This window comes from Streptomyces sp. NPDC001843 (genome assembly GCF_042891955.1).
In the GTDB taxonomy this organism is placed as follows: domain Bacteria; phylum Actinomycetota; class Actinomycetes; order Streptomycetales; family Streptomycetaceae; genus Streptomyces.
Genome location: NZ_JBIATQ010000004.1, coordinates 116,457 through 132,013, shown reverse-complemented (window position 1 = coordinate 132,013; position 15,557 = coordinate 116,457). Strand labels below are relative to the sequence as shown.

The 15,557-nt window shown below is 72.5% G+C and carries 14 protein-coding genes; 13 read left to right on the top strand and 1 reads right to left on the bottom strand.

What is annotated here, in order from left to right; all coding sequences use genetic code 11:
• The first annotated feature begins 1 nt into the window (after position 1).
• Complete coding sequence (locus ACFYZQ_RS12010; protein WP_389145097.1) at positions 2-226, top strand: DUF397 domain-containing protein; 225 nt, start codon at positions 2-4, stop codon at positions 224-226.
• Between the two features lie 59 nt (positions 227-285).
• Here ACFYZQ_RS12010 and ACFYZQ_RS12005 read toward each other — a convergent pair whose 3' ends face one another.
• A complete protein-coding gene (locus tag ACFYZQ_RS12005) occupies positions 286-1,413 on the bottom strand; it encodes an 8-amino-7-oxononanoate synthase (RefSeq protein WP_389145094.1) in 1,128 nt (375 codons plus the stop codon).
• 148 nt (positions 1,414-1,561) lie between these two features.
• Between ACFYZQ_RS12005 and bioB the strand changes: the two genes are divergently transcribed.
• The 12 genes from bioB to purB all read left to right on the top strand — a co-directional run bounded on the left by bioB (position 1,562) and on the right by purB (position 15,551).
• The gene (gene bioB / locus ACFYZQ_RS12000; protein WP_389145091.1) at positions 1,562-2,785 is read left to right on the top strand and encodes a biotin synthase BioB; all 1,224 of its coding nucleotides are present in this window, start codon (positions 1,562-1,564) and stop codon (positions 2,783-2,785) included.
• Complete coding sequence (locus tag ACFYZQ_RS11995) at positions 2,778-4,067, top strand: adenosylmethionine--8-amino-7-oxononanoate transaminase (RefSeq protein WP_389145088.1); 1,290 nt, start codon at positions 2,778-2,780, stop codon at positions 4,065-4,067. Before bioB ends, ACFYZQ_RS11995 begins: the two co-directional genes overlap by 8 nt.
• Before the next feature lies 1 nt (position 4,068).
• Positions 4,069-4,785: a dethiobiotin synthase gene (bioD, locus tag ACFYZQ_RS11990; protein WP_389145085.1), complete on the top strand. Its 717-nt coding sequence runs from the start codon at positions 4,069-4,071 to the stop codon at positions 4,783-4,785.
• A 97-nt stretch (positions 4,786-4,882) separates the two neighbouring features.
• Positions 4,883-5,566 carry a class I SAM-dependent methyltransferase gene (locus ACFYZQ_RS11985; protein ID WP_389145082.1) on the top strand — a complete coding sequence of 228 codons (684 nt, stop codon included), beginning with the start codon at positions 4,883-4,885 and terminating at the stop codon, positions 5,564-5,566.
• 200 nt (positions 5,567-5,766) lie between these two features.
• Positions 5,767-6,609 carry an ABC transporter ATP-binding protein gene (locus tag ACFYZQ_RS11980; protein ID WP_389145080.1) on the top strand — a complete coding sequence of 281 codons (843 nt, stop codon included), beginning with the start codon at positions 5,767-5,769 and terminating at the stop codon, positions 6,607-6,609.
• 4 nt (positions 6,610-6,613) lie between these two features.
• Complete coding sequence (locus tag ACFYZQ_RS11975) at positions 6,614-9,178, top strand: ABC transporter permease (protein WP_389145077.1); 2,565 nt, start codon at positions 6,614-6,616, stop codon at positions 9,176-9,178.
• Between the two features lie 46 nt (positions 9,179-9,224).
• The gene (locus tag ACFYZQ_RS11970) at positions 9,225-10,112 is read left to right on the top strand and encodes an LLM class F420-dependent oxidoreductase (protein ID WP_389145074.1); all 888 of its coding nucleotides are present in this window, start codon (positions 9,225-9,227) and stop codon (positions 10,110-10,112) included.
• Positions 10,113-10,179: 67 nt separating this feature from the next.
• The gene (locus tag ACFYZQ_RS11965; RefSeq protein ID WP_389145072.1) at positions 10,180-10,608 is read left to right on the top strand and encodes a GNAT family N-acetyltransferase; all 429 of its coding nucleotides are present in this window, start codon (positions 10,180-10,182) and stop codon (positions 10,606-10,608) included.
• Between the two features lie 157 nt (positions 10,609-10,765).
• On the top strand, positions 10,766-12,097 hold the full coding sequence (locus ACFYZQ_RS11960) for a hemolysin family protein (protein WP_389145069.1): 1,332 nt from the start codon (positions 10,766-10,768) through the stop codon (positions 12,095-12,097).
• On the top strand, positions 12,094-13,107 hold the full coding sequence (locus ACFYZQ_RS11955) for a hemolysin family protein (RefSeq protein WP_389145066.1): 1,014 nt from the start codon (positions 12,094-12,096) through the stop codon (positions 13,105-13,107). Before ACFYZQ_RS11960 ends, ACFYZQ_RS11955 begins: the two co-directional genes overlap by 4 nt.
• Before the next feature lie 109 nt (positions 13,108-13,216).
• Positions 13,217-14,011 carry an SGNH/GDSL hydrolase family protein gene (locus ACFYZQ_RS11950; protein WP_389145063.1) on the top strand — a complete coding sequence of 265 codons (795 nt, stop codon included), beginning with the start codon at positions 13,217-13,219 and terminating at the stop codon, positions 14,009-14,011.
• 97 nt (positions 14,012-14,108) lie between these two features.
• Positions 14,109-15,551 carry an adenylosuccinate lyase gene (gene purB / locus ACFYZQ_RS11945; RefSeq protein ID WP_389145060.1) on the top strand — a complete coding sequence of 481 codons (1,443 nt, stop codon included), beginning with the start codon at positions 14,109-14,111 and terminating at the stop codon, positions 15,549-15,551.
• The last annotated feature ends 6 nt before the right edge of the window (positions 15,552-15,557 follow it).

Genomic DNA, 15,557 nt, shown 5'->3' with positions numbered 1-15,557 from the left:
CATGTCTGCACTGCCTCGGAACGTACCTTCCAGTACCGATCTGCACGGTGTGCGGTGGCTGCGCAGCAGCTACAGCACCGGAGCGAACAACTGCGTGGAGACGGCCCGCCCGCACTCCGGTCCCCGGGCCGGACTGCTCGCCGTGCGCGACTCCAAGGACCCGGCCGGACCCGCCCTGCTCTTCTCCCCCGGGAGCTGGGCGGAGTTCGTCGCCGCGCTCCGGTGACCTGCTGACCGCTTCCGGTCAGTTTCCGTCCAGGCGATGCACGGCCGTGTCACGCCGACTCATGGCCGCGTCTCGCCGATCACTCGTACAGCGCGTTCGATCTCGGCCCCGGAGAGGTCCGCCCGTGCGGTCAGCCTGAGCCGTGAGATGCCGTCGGGCACGGAAGGAGGACGGAAGCAGCCCACGGCCAGGCCCGCCGCCCGGCATGCGGCCGCCCAGCGCACCGCGTTCTCCGGGGACGGGGCACGCACGGAAACGACCGCGGCGTCCGGACGCACCGCTTCCAGCCCCGCGGCGGTCAGGCGTGCGTGCAGTTCGGCGGCCACCGCACGGGAGCGCGCCGCCCGTTCCGGCTCGCGGCGCAGCAGCCTGAGGGCGGCGAGGGCCGCTCCGGCCGCCGCGGGTGCGAGGCCCGTGTCGAAGATGAAGCTGCGGGCCGCGTTGACCAGGTGGTCGATCACCCGTGCCGGTCCCAGCACCGCACCGCCCTGACTGCCCAGCGACTTCGACAGGGTGACGGTGACGACGACGTCGTCGGCGCCCGCGAGTCCGGCCCCGTACGGTGCTCCCCGGCCGCCGTCGCCCAGCACACCCAGGCCGTGCGCGTCGTCGACGACCAGCCCGGCGCCGTACGCCCGGCAGGTCTCGGCGAGCGCGGACAGCGGCGCCGCGTCACCGTCGACGGAGAACACCGTGTCGGAGACGACGACCGCGGGCCCCTCGTGCGTGGCCAGTGCCTTGCCCACCGCTTCGGGATCGGCGTGCCCGACGACCTGCGTGGTGCCCCGGGCCAGCCGGCATCCGTCGATGAGGGAGGCGTGGTTGCCCGCGTCGGAGACGATGAGGGAGCCGTGCGGTCCGAGCGTGGTGACCGCCGCGAGGTTGGCGGCGTACCCCGAGGAGAAGACCAGGGCCGCCTCGAAGCCGCAGAAACCGGCCAGCTCTCGCTCCAGCTCGGCGTGCAGTTCCGTGGTGCCGGTCACCAGCCGGGACCCGGTCGAGCCGCCGCCCCAGGTCCGGGCCGCCGTCGCGGCGCCCTCGGTGACCTCGGGGTGGCGGGCCAGACCGAGGTAGTCGTTGCTCGCGAGGTCGAGGAGCGGCGAGTCGGCGGCCCGGGGCCTGAGGGTCCGGACCAGTCCGGCGCGGCGGCGCAGTTCCGCCTGGTCGTCGATCCAGCCGAACGCCATGGCTCCTCCGGGGATTTTGTAGGCAGTGAACAGACACTAGCCGGACGACCAACCGCCCACCGTGTGGCAATACCCACACAGGCAACCAGTCTCCGTTGTGCAAACTCTCCTTGGCCCGGGGCGGTCACGTAGGACAGGATCGGACCTCATGGACCTGCTGAACACGCTGGTGGAAAAGGGGCTTCGGCGCGAGCTGCCGACCCGCGAGGAAGCACTCGCCGTACTGGCCACCTCCGACGAAGACGTGCTCGATGTGGTGGCCGCGGCCGGCAAGGTGCGCCGGCACTGGTTCGGCCGGCGCGTGAAACTCAACTACCTGGTCAACCTCAAGTCCGGCTTGTGTCCGGAGGACTGCTCCTACTGCTCGCAGCGGCTCGGCTCCAAGGCCGACATCCTGAAGTACACCTGGCTCAAGCCCGACGAGGCCTCCGCGGCGGCGGCCGCGGGCCTGGCCGGAGGTGCCAAACGCGTCTGCCTGGTGGCCAGTGGGCGCGGTCCGACGGACCGGGACGTGGACCGGGTCTCCGAGACGATCAGGACGATCAAGGAGCGGAACGAGGACGTCGAGGTGTGCGCCTGCCTCGGCCTGCTCTCCGACGGCCAGGCCGAGCGGCTGCGCGAGGCGGGCGCGGACGCGTACAACCACAACCTCAACACCTCCGAGGGGACGTACGCGGACATCACGACCACGCACACGTACGCCGACCGGGTGGACACGGTGCAGAAGGCGCACGCGGCCGGGCTGTCCGCCTGCTCCGGTCTCATCGCGGGCATGGGTGAGAGCGACGAGGACCTGGTCGACGTCGTCTTCTCGCTGCGCGAGCTCGACCCCGACTCGGTTCCGGTGAACTTCCTCATCCCGATGGAGGGCACCCCCCTCGCCAAGGAGTGGCACCTCACCCCGCAGCGCTGCCTGCGAATCCTGGCGATGGTCCGGTTCGTCTGCCCGGACGTCGAGGTGCGCATCGCGGGCGGCCGTGAGGTGCATCTGCGCACCCTGCAGCCGCTCGCCCTGCACCTGGCCAACTCCATCTTCCTCGGCGACTACCTGACGAGCGAGGGCCAGGCGGGCAAGGCCGACCTGGAGATGATCGCGGACGCCGGGTTCGAGGTGGAGGGCGCCGACCAGGTGACGCTGCCGGAGCACCGGGCGGCGTCCGGGGGCGACTGCGGGTCCCATGGCGAGGCGGGGTGCGGGTCGCACGCGGAGGCGGGCTGCGGTTCGCACGCGGCGGACGGAGGCTGCGGCTCCCACGCGGGCGGTGGGGTCTGCGGCACCGCAGCGACGGCCACGGTGGCGGGCGAGCCCCGCACCGACCTCGTCGCCGTCCGCCGCCGGGGTGCCGGAACGGACCTCGCGCCCAATGCCTGACCTGCCCGGCCGGAGCGTGTCGGAGCTGCTGGAGCTGGACCGGCGGCACGTGTGGCATCCGTACGGCCCGATGCCCGGGCGGGCCGAGCCGCTCGTCGTGGAGTCGGCGAACGGGGTGCGGCTCAGGCTCGCCGACGGCTCGGGCGAACTGGTCGACGGCATGTCCTCGTGGTGGTCGGCGATCCACGGCTACAACCACCCGGTCCTGAACGAGGCGGCGCGCGAGCAGCTGGGTCGGATGAGCCATGTGATGTTCGGCGGGCTCACCCACGAGCCCGCCGTGCACCTCGCGAAGCTCCTTGTCGACATGTCGCCGGAGGGGCTGGAGCACGTCTTCCTGGCCGACTCCGGTTCGGTGTCGGTCGAGGTCGCGGTCAAGATGTGCCTGCAGTACTGGCGTTCGCTCGGGCGCCCGGAGAAGCGGCGGCTGCTGACCTGGCGGGGCGGCTACCACGGCGACACCTGGCAGCCCATGGCCGTGTGCGACCCCGAGGGTGGGATGCACGAGCTGTGGAGCGGGGTGCTGCCGCGTCAGGTCTTCGCGGACGCGCCGCCGGTGGAGTACGAGGACGCCTACGCCGGCCATCTGCACGACCTGATCGAGCGGCACGCCCATGAGGTGGCCGCCGTGATCGTGGAGCCGGTGGTACAGGGCGCGGGCGGGATGCGGTTCCACTCCCCCGCGTATCTGCGCACCCTGCGCGAGGCGTGCGACGCGCACGGCGTGCTGCTGGTGTTCGACGAGATCGCGACCGGCTTCGGGCGCACCGGTGCGCTGTTCGCGGCGGACCACGCGCTCGTGGCCCCCGACGTGATGTGCGTCGGCAAGGCGCTGACCGGCGGTTACCTGACGATGGCGGCGACGCTGTGCACCGCGCGCGTGGCCGACGGCATCTCACGGGGCGAGGTGCCGGTGCTGGCCCACGGGCCGACGTTCATGGGCAATCCGCTGGCGGCGGCCGTCGCCTGCGCCTCCCTCGAACTGCTTCTCGGGCAGGACTGGCTCGCGGAGGTCAAGCGGATCGAGGGGGGCCTGCGCGAGGGGCTCGCCCCGGCCGCGCGGCTGCCCGGGGTGAGGGACGTACGGGTGCTGGGCGCGATCGGGGTGGTACAGCTCGACCACGAGGTCGACATGGCGGCGGCCACCCGCGCCGCCGTGCGCGAGGGCGTCTGGCTGCGGCCGTTCCGCGATCTGGTCTACACGATGCCGCCGTACGTCACCGGCGACGCGGACGTGGCGCGGATCACCCGCGCGGTGTGTGCGGCGGCGCAGGAGGGATGACATGCCGGTACTGGTGATCACGGGAACGGGCACGGAGGTCGGCAAGACGGTCACGACCGCCGCCGTGGCGACGGCCGCGGTGGCGGCCGGGCGGTCGGTGGCCGTGCTGAAGGCCGCGCAGACGGGTGTACGGCCCGACGAGCGCGGGGACGCCGACGAGGTCGCGCGGCTCGCGGGAGCCGTTGCCACGGCCGAACTGGCCCGTTATCCGGAGCCGTTGGCGCCCGGGACGGCGGCGCGGCGGGCGGGCATGGCGCCGGTGCATCCGCACGAGGTGGCCGAGGCCGCCGCCAAGCTGGCCACGGAGCACGATCTGGTGCTGGTCGAGGGTGCGGGCGGGCTGCTCGTCCGGTTCGACGCGGCGGGCGGCACGCTCGCGGACGCGGCCCGGCTGCTGAACGCGCCGGTGCTGGTCGTCGCCTCGGCCGGGCTGGGCACGCTGAACACGACCGAGCTGACGGCGCGCGAGCTGCGTTCCCGGGAGCTGGAGTTGCTGGGCGTGGTGATCGGCAGCTGGCCGCAGTCACCCGACCTGGCGTGCCGTTGCAACCTGGCGGATCTGCCGGACGTGGCGGGCGCTCCGCTGTTGGGTGCGCTGCCCGCCGGGGCCGGGGCGCTGCCGCCGGCGGAGTTCCGCGCGGTGGCGCCGGGCTGGCTCGCGCCGCGGCTGGCCGGCACGTGGGACGCGGAGGCGTTCCGGGTGCGCAACGCGCCCTGATCCGCCTCCTCAGGGGTCGACGATCCGCTTCCTCAGGGGTGCGACGGGCTCGTACGGGGGACAATCCCCGTAGGCCCGTCCTGTCCGGGAGGTCGTCATGCGGCTGCGCTCCGCCGGCTCCGGCAAGGTGGCACGGGATGCCGTCCACCATCCCCTGTTCGCCCGCTACTACGCCCGGATCAGTACGGGCGCCGAGGCCCGGCTCGGGATGGCCGGGATGCGGGACAGGCTGCTCGCCGGCCTGTCCGGGCGGGTGATCGAGATCGGCGCGGGCAACGGTCTGAACTTCGCGCACTACCCGGGCGCGGTCGCGGAGGTGGTCGCGATCGAACCGGAGCGCGTGCTCAGGCGGTTGGCGGTGCGGGCGGCGCTGCGCGCGGAGGTACCGGTGGACGTGGTGCCGGGCGCGGCGGAGGCGCTGCCGGTGAAGAGCGAGGCCTTCGACGCGGTGGTGCTGTCGCTGGTGCTGTGCAGCGTCCGGGACGTGCCGCGCGCACTGGGTGAGGTGCGGCGGGTGCTGCGGCCCGGCGGAGAGGTGCGTTTCTTCGAACACGGCAGGGGCGGCGGCCGGGCCATGACCCTCACCCAGCGCGCCCTGGACGGGACCGTGTGGCCGGTGCTGAACGGCGGCTGCCACCTGGCCCGCGAGCCGGTCGCCGCGCTGCGGGAGGCCGGGTTCGAGCTGGGCCCGTACCGTACGGTGCTGCTCCCGGAGAAGGGACCGCGGCTGCCCACGTCGTACTGCGTGCTCGGCACGGCCTGGCGGCCCGCGGAGCGGTGATCCGCGGCTGACGGCGGGCGCGGTCCCGCGGAGGGCGGTTCTCCTCCCCCGGGTGGAGGATGCCCCTTACACCGGTATCGGGGCTGCGACCTGAGACGGAGACGCCCTCTGCCCCACGGGGGATTCCAGCCGTGGCCTCGTCACCTTACGCTCGGGCGGCACGAGGAGTGCACGGCATCCCGGCGAGCGAGGAGGCGGCCTTGTCCACACCTGCTGCGGAGCACGCGCCCGGCCGGGCGCCCGGCGACGGGATCGCGGCCCGCGCCCGGGGGCTGACCAAGGCGTACGGCTCGGGCGAGACCACGGTGCTCGCGCTGGACTCGGTGGACGTGGACATCGCGCGCGGCCGGTTCACCGCGGTCATGGGCCCCTCGGGCTCCGGGAAGTCCACCCTGATGCACTGCCTCGCGGGACTCGACACCGTCTCGGCCGGTCAGGTGTGGCTCGGCGACACCGAGATCACCGGGCTGAGGGAGCGTGAGCTGACCCGGCTGCGACGGGACCGGATCGGCTTCATGTTCCAGTCGTTCAACCTCATCCCGACGCTGAACGCGGCGGAGAACATCACCCTGCCCATGGACATCGCGGGCAAGAAGCCCGACGAGAAGTGGCTGGACCAGGTCATCGACACGCTGGGGCTGCGGGGCCGGCTGAAGCACCGGCCCGCGCAGCTGTCCGGCGGGCAGCAGCAGCGCGTGGCCTGCGCCCGGGCGCTGGCCTCACGGCCCGAGCTGATCTTCGCCGACGAGCCGACCGGGAATCTCGACTCGCGGGCCGGGCTCGAGGTCCTCGGGTTCCTGCGCGACGCCGTCGACGACCTCGGGCAGACCGTGGTCATGGTGACCCATGACCCGGGCGCCGCCGCCCACTCCGATCTGGTGCTCTACCTCGCCGACGGGCGCATCGTCGACGAGATGGAGCGGCCCACGGCGGAGGCGGTGCTGGACCGGATGCGCCTCTTCTCCGGGGGAGGCGCCCAGACCACCGGCACCGACGCGACGCACGGCGTCTCCGACCGCGACAGCGCCGCCGAGGAGGACTGACCCGGTGCTCAAGGCGACACTCCGCAGCTTCCTCGCCCACAAGGGGCGCCTGCTGCTGTCCGCACTGGCCGTCGTGCTGTCCGTGGCGTTCGTCGCGGGCAGTCTGATCTTCTCCGACACGGTCACCCGCACCTTCGACCGGCTCTTCGCCTCCACCTCCGCCGACGTGACGGTGGAGCCGAAGCAGGACCTGAAGTCGTCCGTGCCCACCGGCGCGGTCCAGACCGTGCCCGCCGCGCTCGCGGAGAAGGTCGCCAAGGTCGACGGGGTCGCCGCCACGCACGCGGACGTGTCCGTGCAGAACATCGTGGTGGTCGACAGCAGGAACAAGTCCGTTGGCCCGACCACCGGCGCCCCGACCATCGCCACCGACTGGTACCTCACCCACCGCAGCCCGGTGAAGCTGACGTCCGGACACGCCCCGCACGGCGCGGACGAGGCGCTGCTGGACGCGGACACCGCCGACAAGAAGCACGTACGGATCGGCGACACACTGACCGTGCAGGCGGCGCCCGGCACCTTTCGGGTGAAGGTCGTCGGCATCGCCACCTTCACCACCACCAACCCGGGCGCGGCCCTGGTCTTCCTCGACCCCGCGGTCGCCGCCCGCGAGCTGCTCGGCTCCGCCGGCCGGGCCACCAGCATCTCTGTGGACGCGGCGCAGGGCGTGAGCGACGGCGAGCTCAAGGGGCGGGTCGGCCGGGTGGTCGGCACCGGCGCCTACGATCTGAAGACCGCGGACGAACAGGCCAAGTCGGCCGCCGCCGACCTCGGCGGCTTCCTCGACGTGATCAAGTACGTGATGCTCGGCTTCGCCGGGATCGCCGTGCTGGTCGGTGTCTTCCTGATCGTGAACACCTTCTCCATGCTGATCGCACAGCGCACCCGTGAACTCGGCCTGCTGCGGGCGCTGGGTGCCGACCGGCGGCAGGTGCGGCGGTCGGTGCTCACGGAGGCGGTACTGCTCGGCCTGGTCGGCTCGACCGTGGGCCTGGCGGCCGGGATCGGGCTCGCGTTCGGGCTGATCCGCCTGATGAGCGCGTTCGGCATGAACCTCAAGGCGACCGAGATGGTCATCGGGTGGCCGACGCCCGTCTCGGCGTACGTCGTCGGTGTCGGCGTGACCTTCGTCGCGGCGTATCTGCCCGCCCGGCGCGCGGCGGGGGTCTCGCCGATGGCGGCGCTGGCGGACGCGGAGATCGCCGGGGTGGGACGGCCGCTGAAGACCCGCGCGATCGTCGGTGGTGTCGTCGGGGCGGCCGGTGTGGCCGCGCTGGCGGGCTGCGCGGCGGCGTCGAAGACCGCCTCGGCGGCCTCCCTGCTGGGCCTCGGAGTCGTGCTGACCCTGGTCGCCACCGTGATCGCCGGGCCGTTGCTGGTCCGGCCGGTGATCCGCGTCCTGGGCGGCGCGTTCCCCGCGCTGTTCGGTTCGGTCGGCCGGATGAGCCAGCGCAACGCCCTGCGCAACCCGCGCCGCACCGGCGCCACCGCCGCCGCGCTCATGGTGGGCCTGGCCCTGGTCGGCGGGATGTCGGTGGCCAGTGCCTCCATGTCGCGGTCGTTCGACCAGCAGATCGACAAGACGCTCGGCGCCGACTTCACCGTCCAGAACAGCAACTTCCTGCCCTTCACCAAGGAGATCACCGACCGGGTGCGCGCCACCGACGGCGTGCGTCTCGTGGTACGGCAGCGGTTCGTGCCGGTGGCGGTGCGGCTGCCGGACGGCAAGCGGGTCAAGACGACCGCCTCGGGATACGACCCGCAGGTGGACGAGGTCGCCCACGTCACGTACAAAGGCGGCGACAGCGCGGCGGCGCTGGCCGCCGGGCACCTCGGCATGGACGTGAACTTCGCCGAGGACCACCATGTGCGCCTGGGCAGCACCATCCCGGTGGAACTCCCGGGCGGCCGGACCACCGACATGACCGTGGCCGCCCTCACCGACCAGGGCGGCTCGGGATTCGGCATGCAGGGCGGGCTGTTCTTCGGCATCGCCACGGCGGAGAAGTACCTGCCGGGCGGCCAGGACGCGGCGCTCTACGTCGCCAAGGACCCCGGCACGAGCGCCGACCGGCTGCGCTCGCGCCTGGAGAAGACGCTCGATCCGTATCCGCAGGTGCAGGTCCGCGACCAGGCCGACTACAAGAAGCTGGTCCACGACCAGATCGCGGTGCTGCTCTACCTCGTGTACGCGCTGCTCGGGCTGGCGATCGTCATCGCGGTGCTCGGCGTGGTCAACACCCTCGCCCTGTCGGTCGTGGAGCGCACCCGGGAGATCGGCCTGCTGCGCGCTATCGGGCTGGCCCGGCGGCAGCTGCGCCGGATGATCCGGCTGGAGTCGGTGGTGATCGCGGTGTTCGGCGCGGTGCTGGGGCTCGCCCTGGGCCTGGTGTGGGGGGTGTGCATACAGCAGGTGCTGGCCCTGCAGGGCATGACCGCGCTGGCGATTCCCTGGGGAACGATCGTCGCGGTCGTGATCGGCTCGGCGGTGGTGGGCGTGGTGGCAGCCCTGCTGCCGGCGTTGCGTGCATCCCGCATGAATGTGCTGGCGGCCATCGCCCACGAGTGATGGAATCGCGGCGAAGACTCAAGTCGTCTGCTGTTGAGGAGAGTTCATGCCGCGCCCGTTCCGCTTCGGGGTCAATCTGCTCAACTCCGCACCCGCCGAGGAATGGCGCGCCAAGTGCCGCCGCGCCGAGGAGCTCGGGTACGACGTGATCCTCGTCCCCGATCATCTCGGCTGGGTGGCGCCGTTCCCGGCGCTCGTCGCGGCCGCCGGGGCGACCGAGCGGCCGCGGCTCGGCACCTTCGTGCTCAACGCCGGCTTCTGGAATCCGGCGCTGCTGGCCCGGGAGGTGGCCACCACGGACGCGCTGACGGGCGGCCGCCTGGAACTCGGCCTCGGCACGGGCTACGTCCAGGCGGAGCACGACACGGCCGGGCTGCCCTACGGTTCGCCGCGCGAACGTGTGGACCACCTTGAGCGCACGGTGACCGAGGTGGAGCGGCTGCTCGGCTCGGCGGACCACCAGCCCCGGCCGGCGCAACCGCGAGTACCGCTGCTGGTCGGGGGAAACGGCGACCGGATGCTGCGGCTGACCGCCGAGCGGGCCGACATCGCCGCGTTCACGGCCGGACGGGTGGTGGCGGGGAGCACGACCGGCAGGATGACGCCGCTCACACCCGAGGAACTCGACGAGCGCGTGGCCCGCTACCGGGAGTTCGCCGCGGGCCGTGCGGAGCCCGCCGAGCTGAACCTGCTCGTCCAGATGGTGGCCTTCACCGACGACCCCGAGGCCGCGCTCAGGCCACTGCTCGACCGCCAGCCGCAGCTGGCCGTGGAGCAGGCGCTGGCGCTGCCGATCGTGCTGGTCGGCTCCCTGAAGGAGATCGTGGCACGGGTGCGGGCGCAGCGGGAGCGGTACGGGTTCTCCTATCTGACCGTCCTGGAGCCGTACATGGAGGACTTCGCGGCGGTGATCGAGGAGTTGCGCGGCGAGTAGGCAGGTGGTGGCCGTCCACATACTGGAATCCCCCGGCAGGAGACGGGCCACGTGCTGTGATGATCACATGACTGAGCTGCTCATACGGCCTGCCGGGCCCGACGACCTCGACACCGTGCTCGCCTTCTGGAAGACGGCCGCCGAGGGCACCAGTATCAGCGACGACAGGGACGGCGTCGAACGGCTGGTGGCCCGTGACCCCGAGGCACTGATCCTCGCGGAGAAGGCGGGGGAACTCGTCGGCACGGTGATCGCGGGCTTCGACGGCTGGCGCTGCCATCTGTACCGGCTGGCGGTGCACCCCGGGCAGCGGCGGCAGGGCATCGGCTCGGCGCTGCTGGCCGCCGCCGAGGAGCGGTTCGTCCGGCTCGGCGGGCGGCGCGGGGACGCGATGGTGCTGGTGCGCAACGAGACCGCGCAAGCCGCGTGGCGGGCGGCGGGGTACACGCCGGAGGAGCGGTGGCGGCGCTGGGTGAAGCCGCTCTCCGTCGACTGATCACCTCCCCCCACATTTCTTTGCCCATCCTTTACCATGGGAGGATCACTCGGTTCTGCATGAAAGGTTGTGAGCCTGCGCCCATGGGCGAGCCTCCCGGTCGACGCCATCGCGCGACCCTCCCTGCCCTGTCCGACGATGGGAAGGAGGTGACCCGATGACCGAAGTGCTCCTCCTTCTGGTGGCGGTCCTGCTCTCGCTCGCCTGTGGTGCCTTCGTGGCCGCCGAGTTCTCTCTGACCACGGTCGAGCGGGGCGAGCTGGAGCGGGCCGCCGAGAGAGGTGAGCGCGGCGCCGCCGGTGCCCTCAAGGCGGTGCGGAGCCTCACGTTCCAGCTCTCCGGGGCGCAACTCGGCATCACGGTCACCAACCTGGTGGTCGGCATGCTCGCCGAGCCGTCCATCGCCGTGCTGCTCTCCGGTCCGCTGCAGGCGCTCGGCATCTCCGCCACCGCGGCGAGCTCGGTCGCGCTGGTGGTCGGCACGGCCCTGTCCACGGTGTTCCTGATGGTCGTCGGCGAGCTGGTCCCCAAGAACTGGGCGATCTCCTCTCCGCTGACCATGGCCAAACGGGTCGGCAGCGCGCAGCGCTGGTTCAGCGCCGTCTTCCGCCCGTTCATCACCCACCTCAACAACACGGCGAACCGCGTCGTACGCCGCCTCGGCGTGGAGCCCGCCGAGGAGCTGGCCTCCGCGCGCGGACCCCAGGAGCTGGTGGCGCTGGCCCGGCACTCCGCCAAGGAGGGGGCCCTGGAGGCGGACACCGCGGAACTGTTCGTCCGCACCCTGAACCTCGCCGACCTGACGGCGGAGAACGTGATGACCCCGCGGGTCCAGGTCGTCGCCCTGGACGTCCAGGCCACCTGCCAGGACGTGGCGAACGCGACCCGGGCAACCGGGCTGTCCCGGTTCCCGGTCTACCGGGACAGCCTCGACTCGGTCGTCGGGACCGCCCACATCAAGGACATCCTGGCCCTGCCCGCCGACCAGCGGCCCCACCGCTCCGTCGCGCAGGTGATGCGCGAGCCGCTGCTGGTCCCCGAGTCGCTCACCGTCGACCGGCTCCTCGACCGGCTCTCCGGCAAGCGCACCATGGCCGTCGTCATCGACGAGTACGGCGGCACGGCGGGCGTCGCCACCCTGGAGGACATCGTCGAGGAGGTCGTCGGCGAGGTGCGGGACGAGCACGATCCGCACGAGACGCCCGACCTCGCGCCGGCCGGGGCCGACGAGCAGGGCCGCGCCCTGTACTCGGCGGACGGCGCGACCCGCATCGACCAGCTCGCCCAGGTGGGACTGCGGGTGCCGGACGGCCCCTACGAGACACTGGCCGGGCTCATGGCGACGGAACTGGGGCGGATACCCGCGGTCGGGGACGGCGTCGAGGTCGCCGGGTGGCGGCTCGACGTCGTGGACGCCTCGGGCCACCGGGCGGCCCGGGTGCTGCTGCACGCGCCGCTCGACGACGAACAGAGGGAGGCCGTACGGTGACCGCCGTCCAGTTGCTGATCGGGCTGGCGACGCTGGTCGTCAACGCCTTCTTCGTGGGCGCCGAGTTCGCGCTGATCTCCGTGCGGCGCAGTCAGGTCGAGCCGCACGCGGAAGCCGGCGACCGGCGGGCGAAGAGCGTGCTGTGGGGCCTGGAGCACGTGTCCGCGCTGCTGGCGGCGGCCCAGCTCGGGATCACGCTGTGCACGCTGGTCCTCGGTGTGGTCGCGGAACCGGCGATCGCGCACCTGCTGGAACCGGTGTTCCACGCGGTGGGCGTGTCCAAGAGCGCGGGCCACGCCGTCTCCTTCGTGATCGCCCTGGGCCTGGCCACCTATCTGCACATGCTGCTCGGCGAGATGGTGCCGAAGAACATCGCGCTCGCCGAACCGGTCCGCAGCGCGCTGCTGCTCGGCCCGCCCCTGGTCGCGCTGTCCCGGGCGCTGCGGCCGGTGATCTTCACGGTGAACTCCTTCGCGAACACACTGCTGAAGCTGCTGAGGGTGGAGGCCAGGGACGAGGTCTCGGCGACCTTCTCGGACGCCGAGCTGGCCGAGATCGTCAAGGACGCCGGCGAGGCCGGTCTGATCGACGACCGCGCGCAGGAACGACTGCACGACGCGCTGGAGCTGGGCAGCCGCCCGGTGCGGGACGTGGTGGTCCCGCTGGAACGTGTGGTGTACGCGCGCGTGGGCGTCACGGCGGAGCAGTTGGAACACCTGTCGGCCCAGTCCGGCTTCTCGCGCTTCCCGGTGGTCGACTCGGCACGCCGGATCGTCGGCTACCTGCATGTGAAGGACGCGCTGGACGCCTCACCGCGCGATGCTCCGTTCCGGCTGCGGGACATGCGGCCCATCGCGCGGGTGCGGGAGAACACGCCGCTGGACGACGTGCTCACCGCGATGCGGGGCAGCCGTACGCATCTCGCGGCGGTGCTCGGGTCGGACGGCAGGCTCGCCGGGCTGGTGACGATGGAGGACGTGCTGCGGCAGTTGTTCGGGCAGCCCGCGTGACGGCGCCTTCCGGCCGGGCGGAACGGCCGGCCCGCCGGGCCGGGAACGGCCGGCCCGGCCCCGGGCGACCGACCGGCGGGTATGGCGCCGGGTTACCATCGCTGTCGCCATGCAGACCAATTCCGCACCCCAGCCCGCCCACACCAGCCTCGTCGCCGTCGGCGACTCCTTCACCGAAGGCATGTCGGACCTGCTGCCCGACGGTTCCTACCGTGGCTGGGCCGATCTCCTCGCCGCGCGGATGGCCGCCCGCACCCCCGGGTTCCGGTACGCGAACCTCGCGGTACGGGGGAAGCTGATCGGACAGATCGTCGACGAGCAGGTACCCGTGGCGGCCGCGATGGGTGCCGACGTGATCACGCTCGTCGGCGGTCTCAACGACACACTGCGGCCCAAGTGCGACATGAACCGGGTCAAGGACCTGCTGACGGAGGCCGTGGAACGGCTGGCGCCGGCGTGCAAGCAGCTGGTGCTGATGCGCAGCCCCGGCCGGCAGGGCCCGGTCCTCGAGCGGTTCCGCCCGCGCATGGAGGAACTGTTCGTCTGCGTCGACGAGCTCGCCGCACGGCACGGCGCGCTGGTGGTCGACCTGTACGGAGCGCCCTCGCTGTCCGACCCCCGGATGTGGGACGTGGACCGGCTGCACCTGACGGCGGAGGGGCACCGCCGGGTCGCCGAGGCGGTCTGGCAGACGCTCGGCCACAAAGCCGAGGACCCTCAGTGGCGGACCCCGATGGCGGCGACCCTGCCGCCGGGCTGGGTCACCCGGCGGGTCGCGGACGCGCGGTTCGCCCGGCAGCACCTGCTGCCGTGGATAGGCCGGCGGCTGACCGGCCGCTCCTCCGGCGACGGCCGCCCCGCGAAGCGACCTGAGCTGCTGCCGTACGAGGGTCCGGGGGCGTGAGGCCCCGGACGGCGGTGGACGTGACGCCGGTCTCGTAGCTTCCGCCGAACAGGCCCGTGGGGCTGGCCTGCACGAATCGCCAGTAGAATCCGTACACGTGACTTCAGCGCCCGCCAAGCCCCGCATCCCGAACGTCCTCGCCGGACGCTACGCCTCCGCCGAGCTCGCCACGCTCTGGTCGCCCGAGCAGAAGGTGAAGCTGGAGCGGCAGCTCTGGCTCGCCGTGCTGCGGGCCCAGAAGGACCTCGGGATCGAGGTTCCCGACGCGGCGCTCGCCGACTACGAGCGTGTCCTCGACACCGTCGACCTGGCTTCCATCGCCGAGCGCGAGAAGGTCACGCGGCACGACGTGAAGGCGCGGATCGAGGAGTTCAACGACCTCGCCGGGCACGAGCACGTGCACAAGGGCATGACCTCCCGCGACCTGACGGAGAACGTCGAGCAGCTGCAGATCCGCCTCTCGCTGGAGCTGGTGCGCGACCGCACGGTGGCCGTCCTGGCCCGGCTGGCGAAGCTGGCCGCCGAGTACGGCGAGCTCGTCATGGCCGGCCGCTCCCACAACGTGGCCGCGCAGGCCACCACCCTCGGCAAGCGCTTCGCGACCGCCGCCGACGAACTGCTCGTGGCGTACGGCAGGGTCGAGGAGCTCCTCGACCGCTACCCGCTGCGCGGCATCAAGGGCCCGGTGGGCACCGCGCAGGACATGCTGGACCTGCTGGGCGGGGACGCGGGCAAGCTCGCGGAGCTGGAGCGGCGGATCGCCGGCCACCTCGGCTTCTCGCAGGCCTTCACCTCGGTCGGCCAGGTCTATCCGCGCTCGCTGGACTACGAGGTCGTCACCGCGCTGGTGCAGCTGGCCGCCGCGCCGTCGTCGCTGGCCAAGACCATTCGGCTGATGGCGGGCCACGAGCTGGTGACCGAGGGCTTCAAGCCGGGCCAGGTCGGCTCCTCCGCCATGCCGCACAAGATGAACACCCGCTCCTGCGAGCGCGTCAACGGCCTCATGGTCATCCTGCGCGGCTACGCCTCGATGACCGGCGAGCTGGCGGGCGACCAGTGGAACGAGGGCGACGTCTCCTGCTCCGTGGTGCGCCGGGTCGCCCTGCCGGACGCGTTCTTCGCCCTGGACGGGCTGCTGGAGACCTTCCTGACGGTCCTCGACGAGTTCGGCGCCTTCCCGGCGGTCGTCGCCCGTGAGCTGGACCGCTACCTGCCGTTCCTGGCCACGACCAAGGTGCTGATGGGGGCGGTGCGGGCCGGCGTCGGCCGCGAGGTGGCCCACGAGGCCATCAAGGAGAACGCCGTCGCCACGGCGCTGGCGATGCGCGAGCAGGGCGCCGAGCGCAACGACCTGCTGGACAAGCTCGCCGGCGACGAGCGCCTTCCTCTGGACCGGGCGCAGCTCGAGCAGCTCATGGCCGACAAGCTGTCCTTCACCGGTGCGGCGGCCGACCAGGTCGGCGTCGTCGTCGCCCGGATCGAGGAGATCGCCAAGCAGCACCCGGAGGCCGCGGGCTACACCCCTGGGGCGATCCTCTGACCCGCT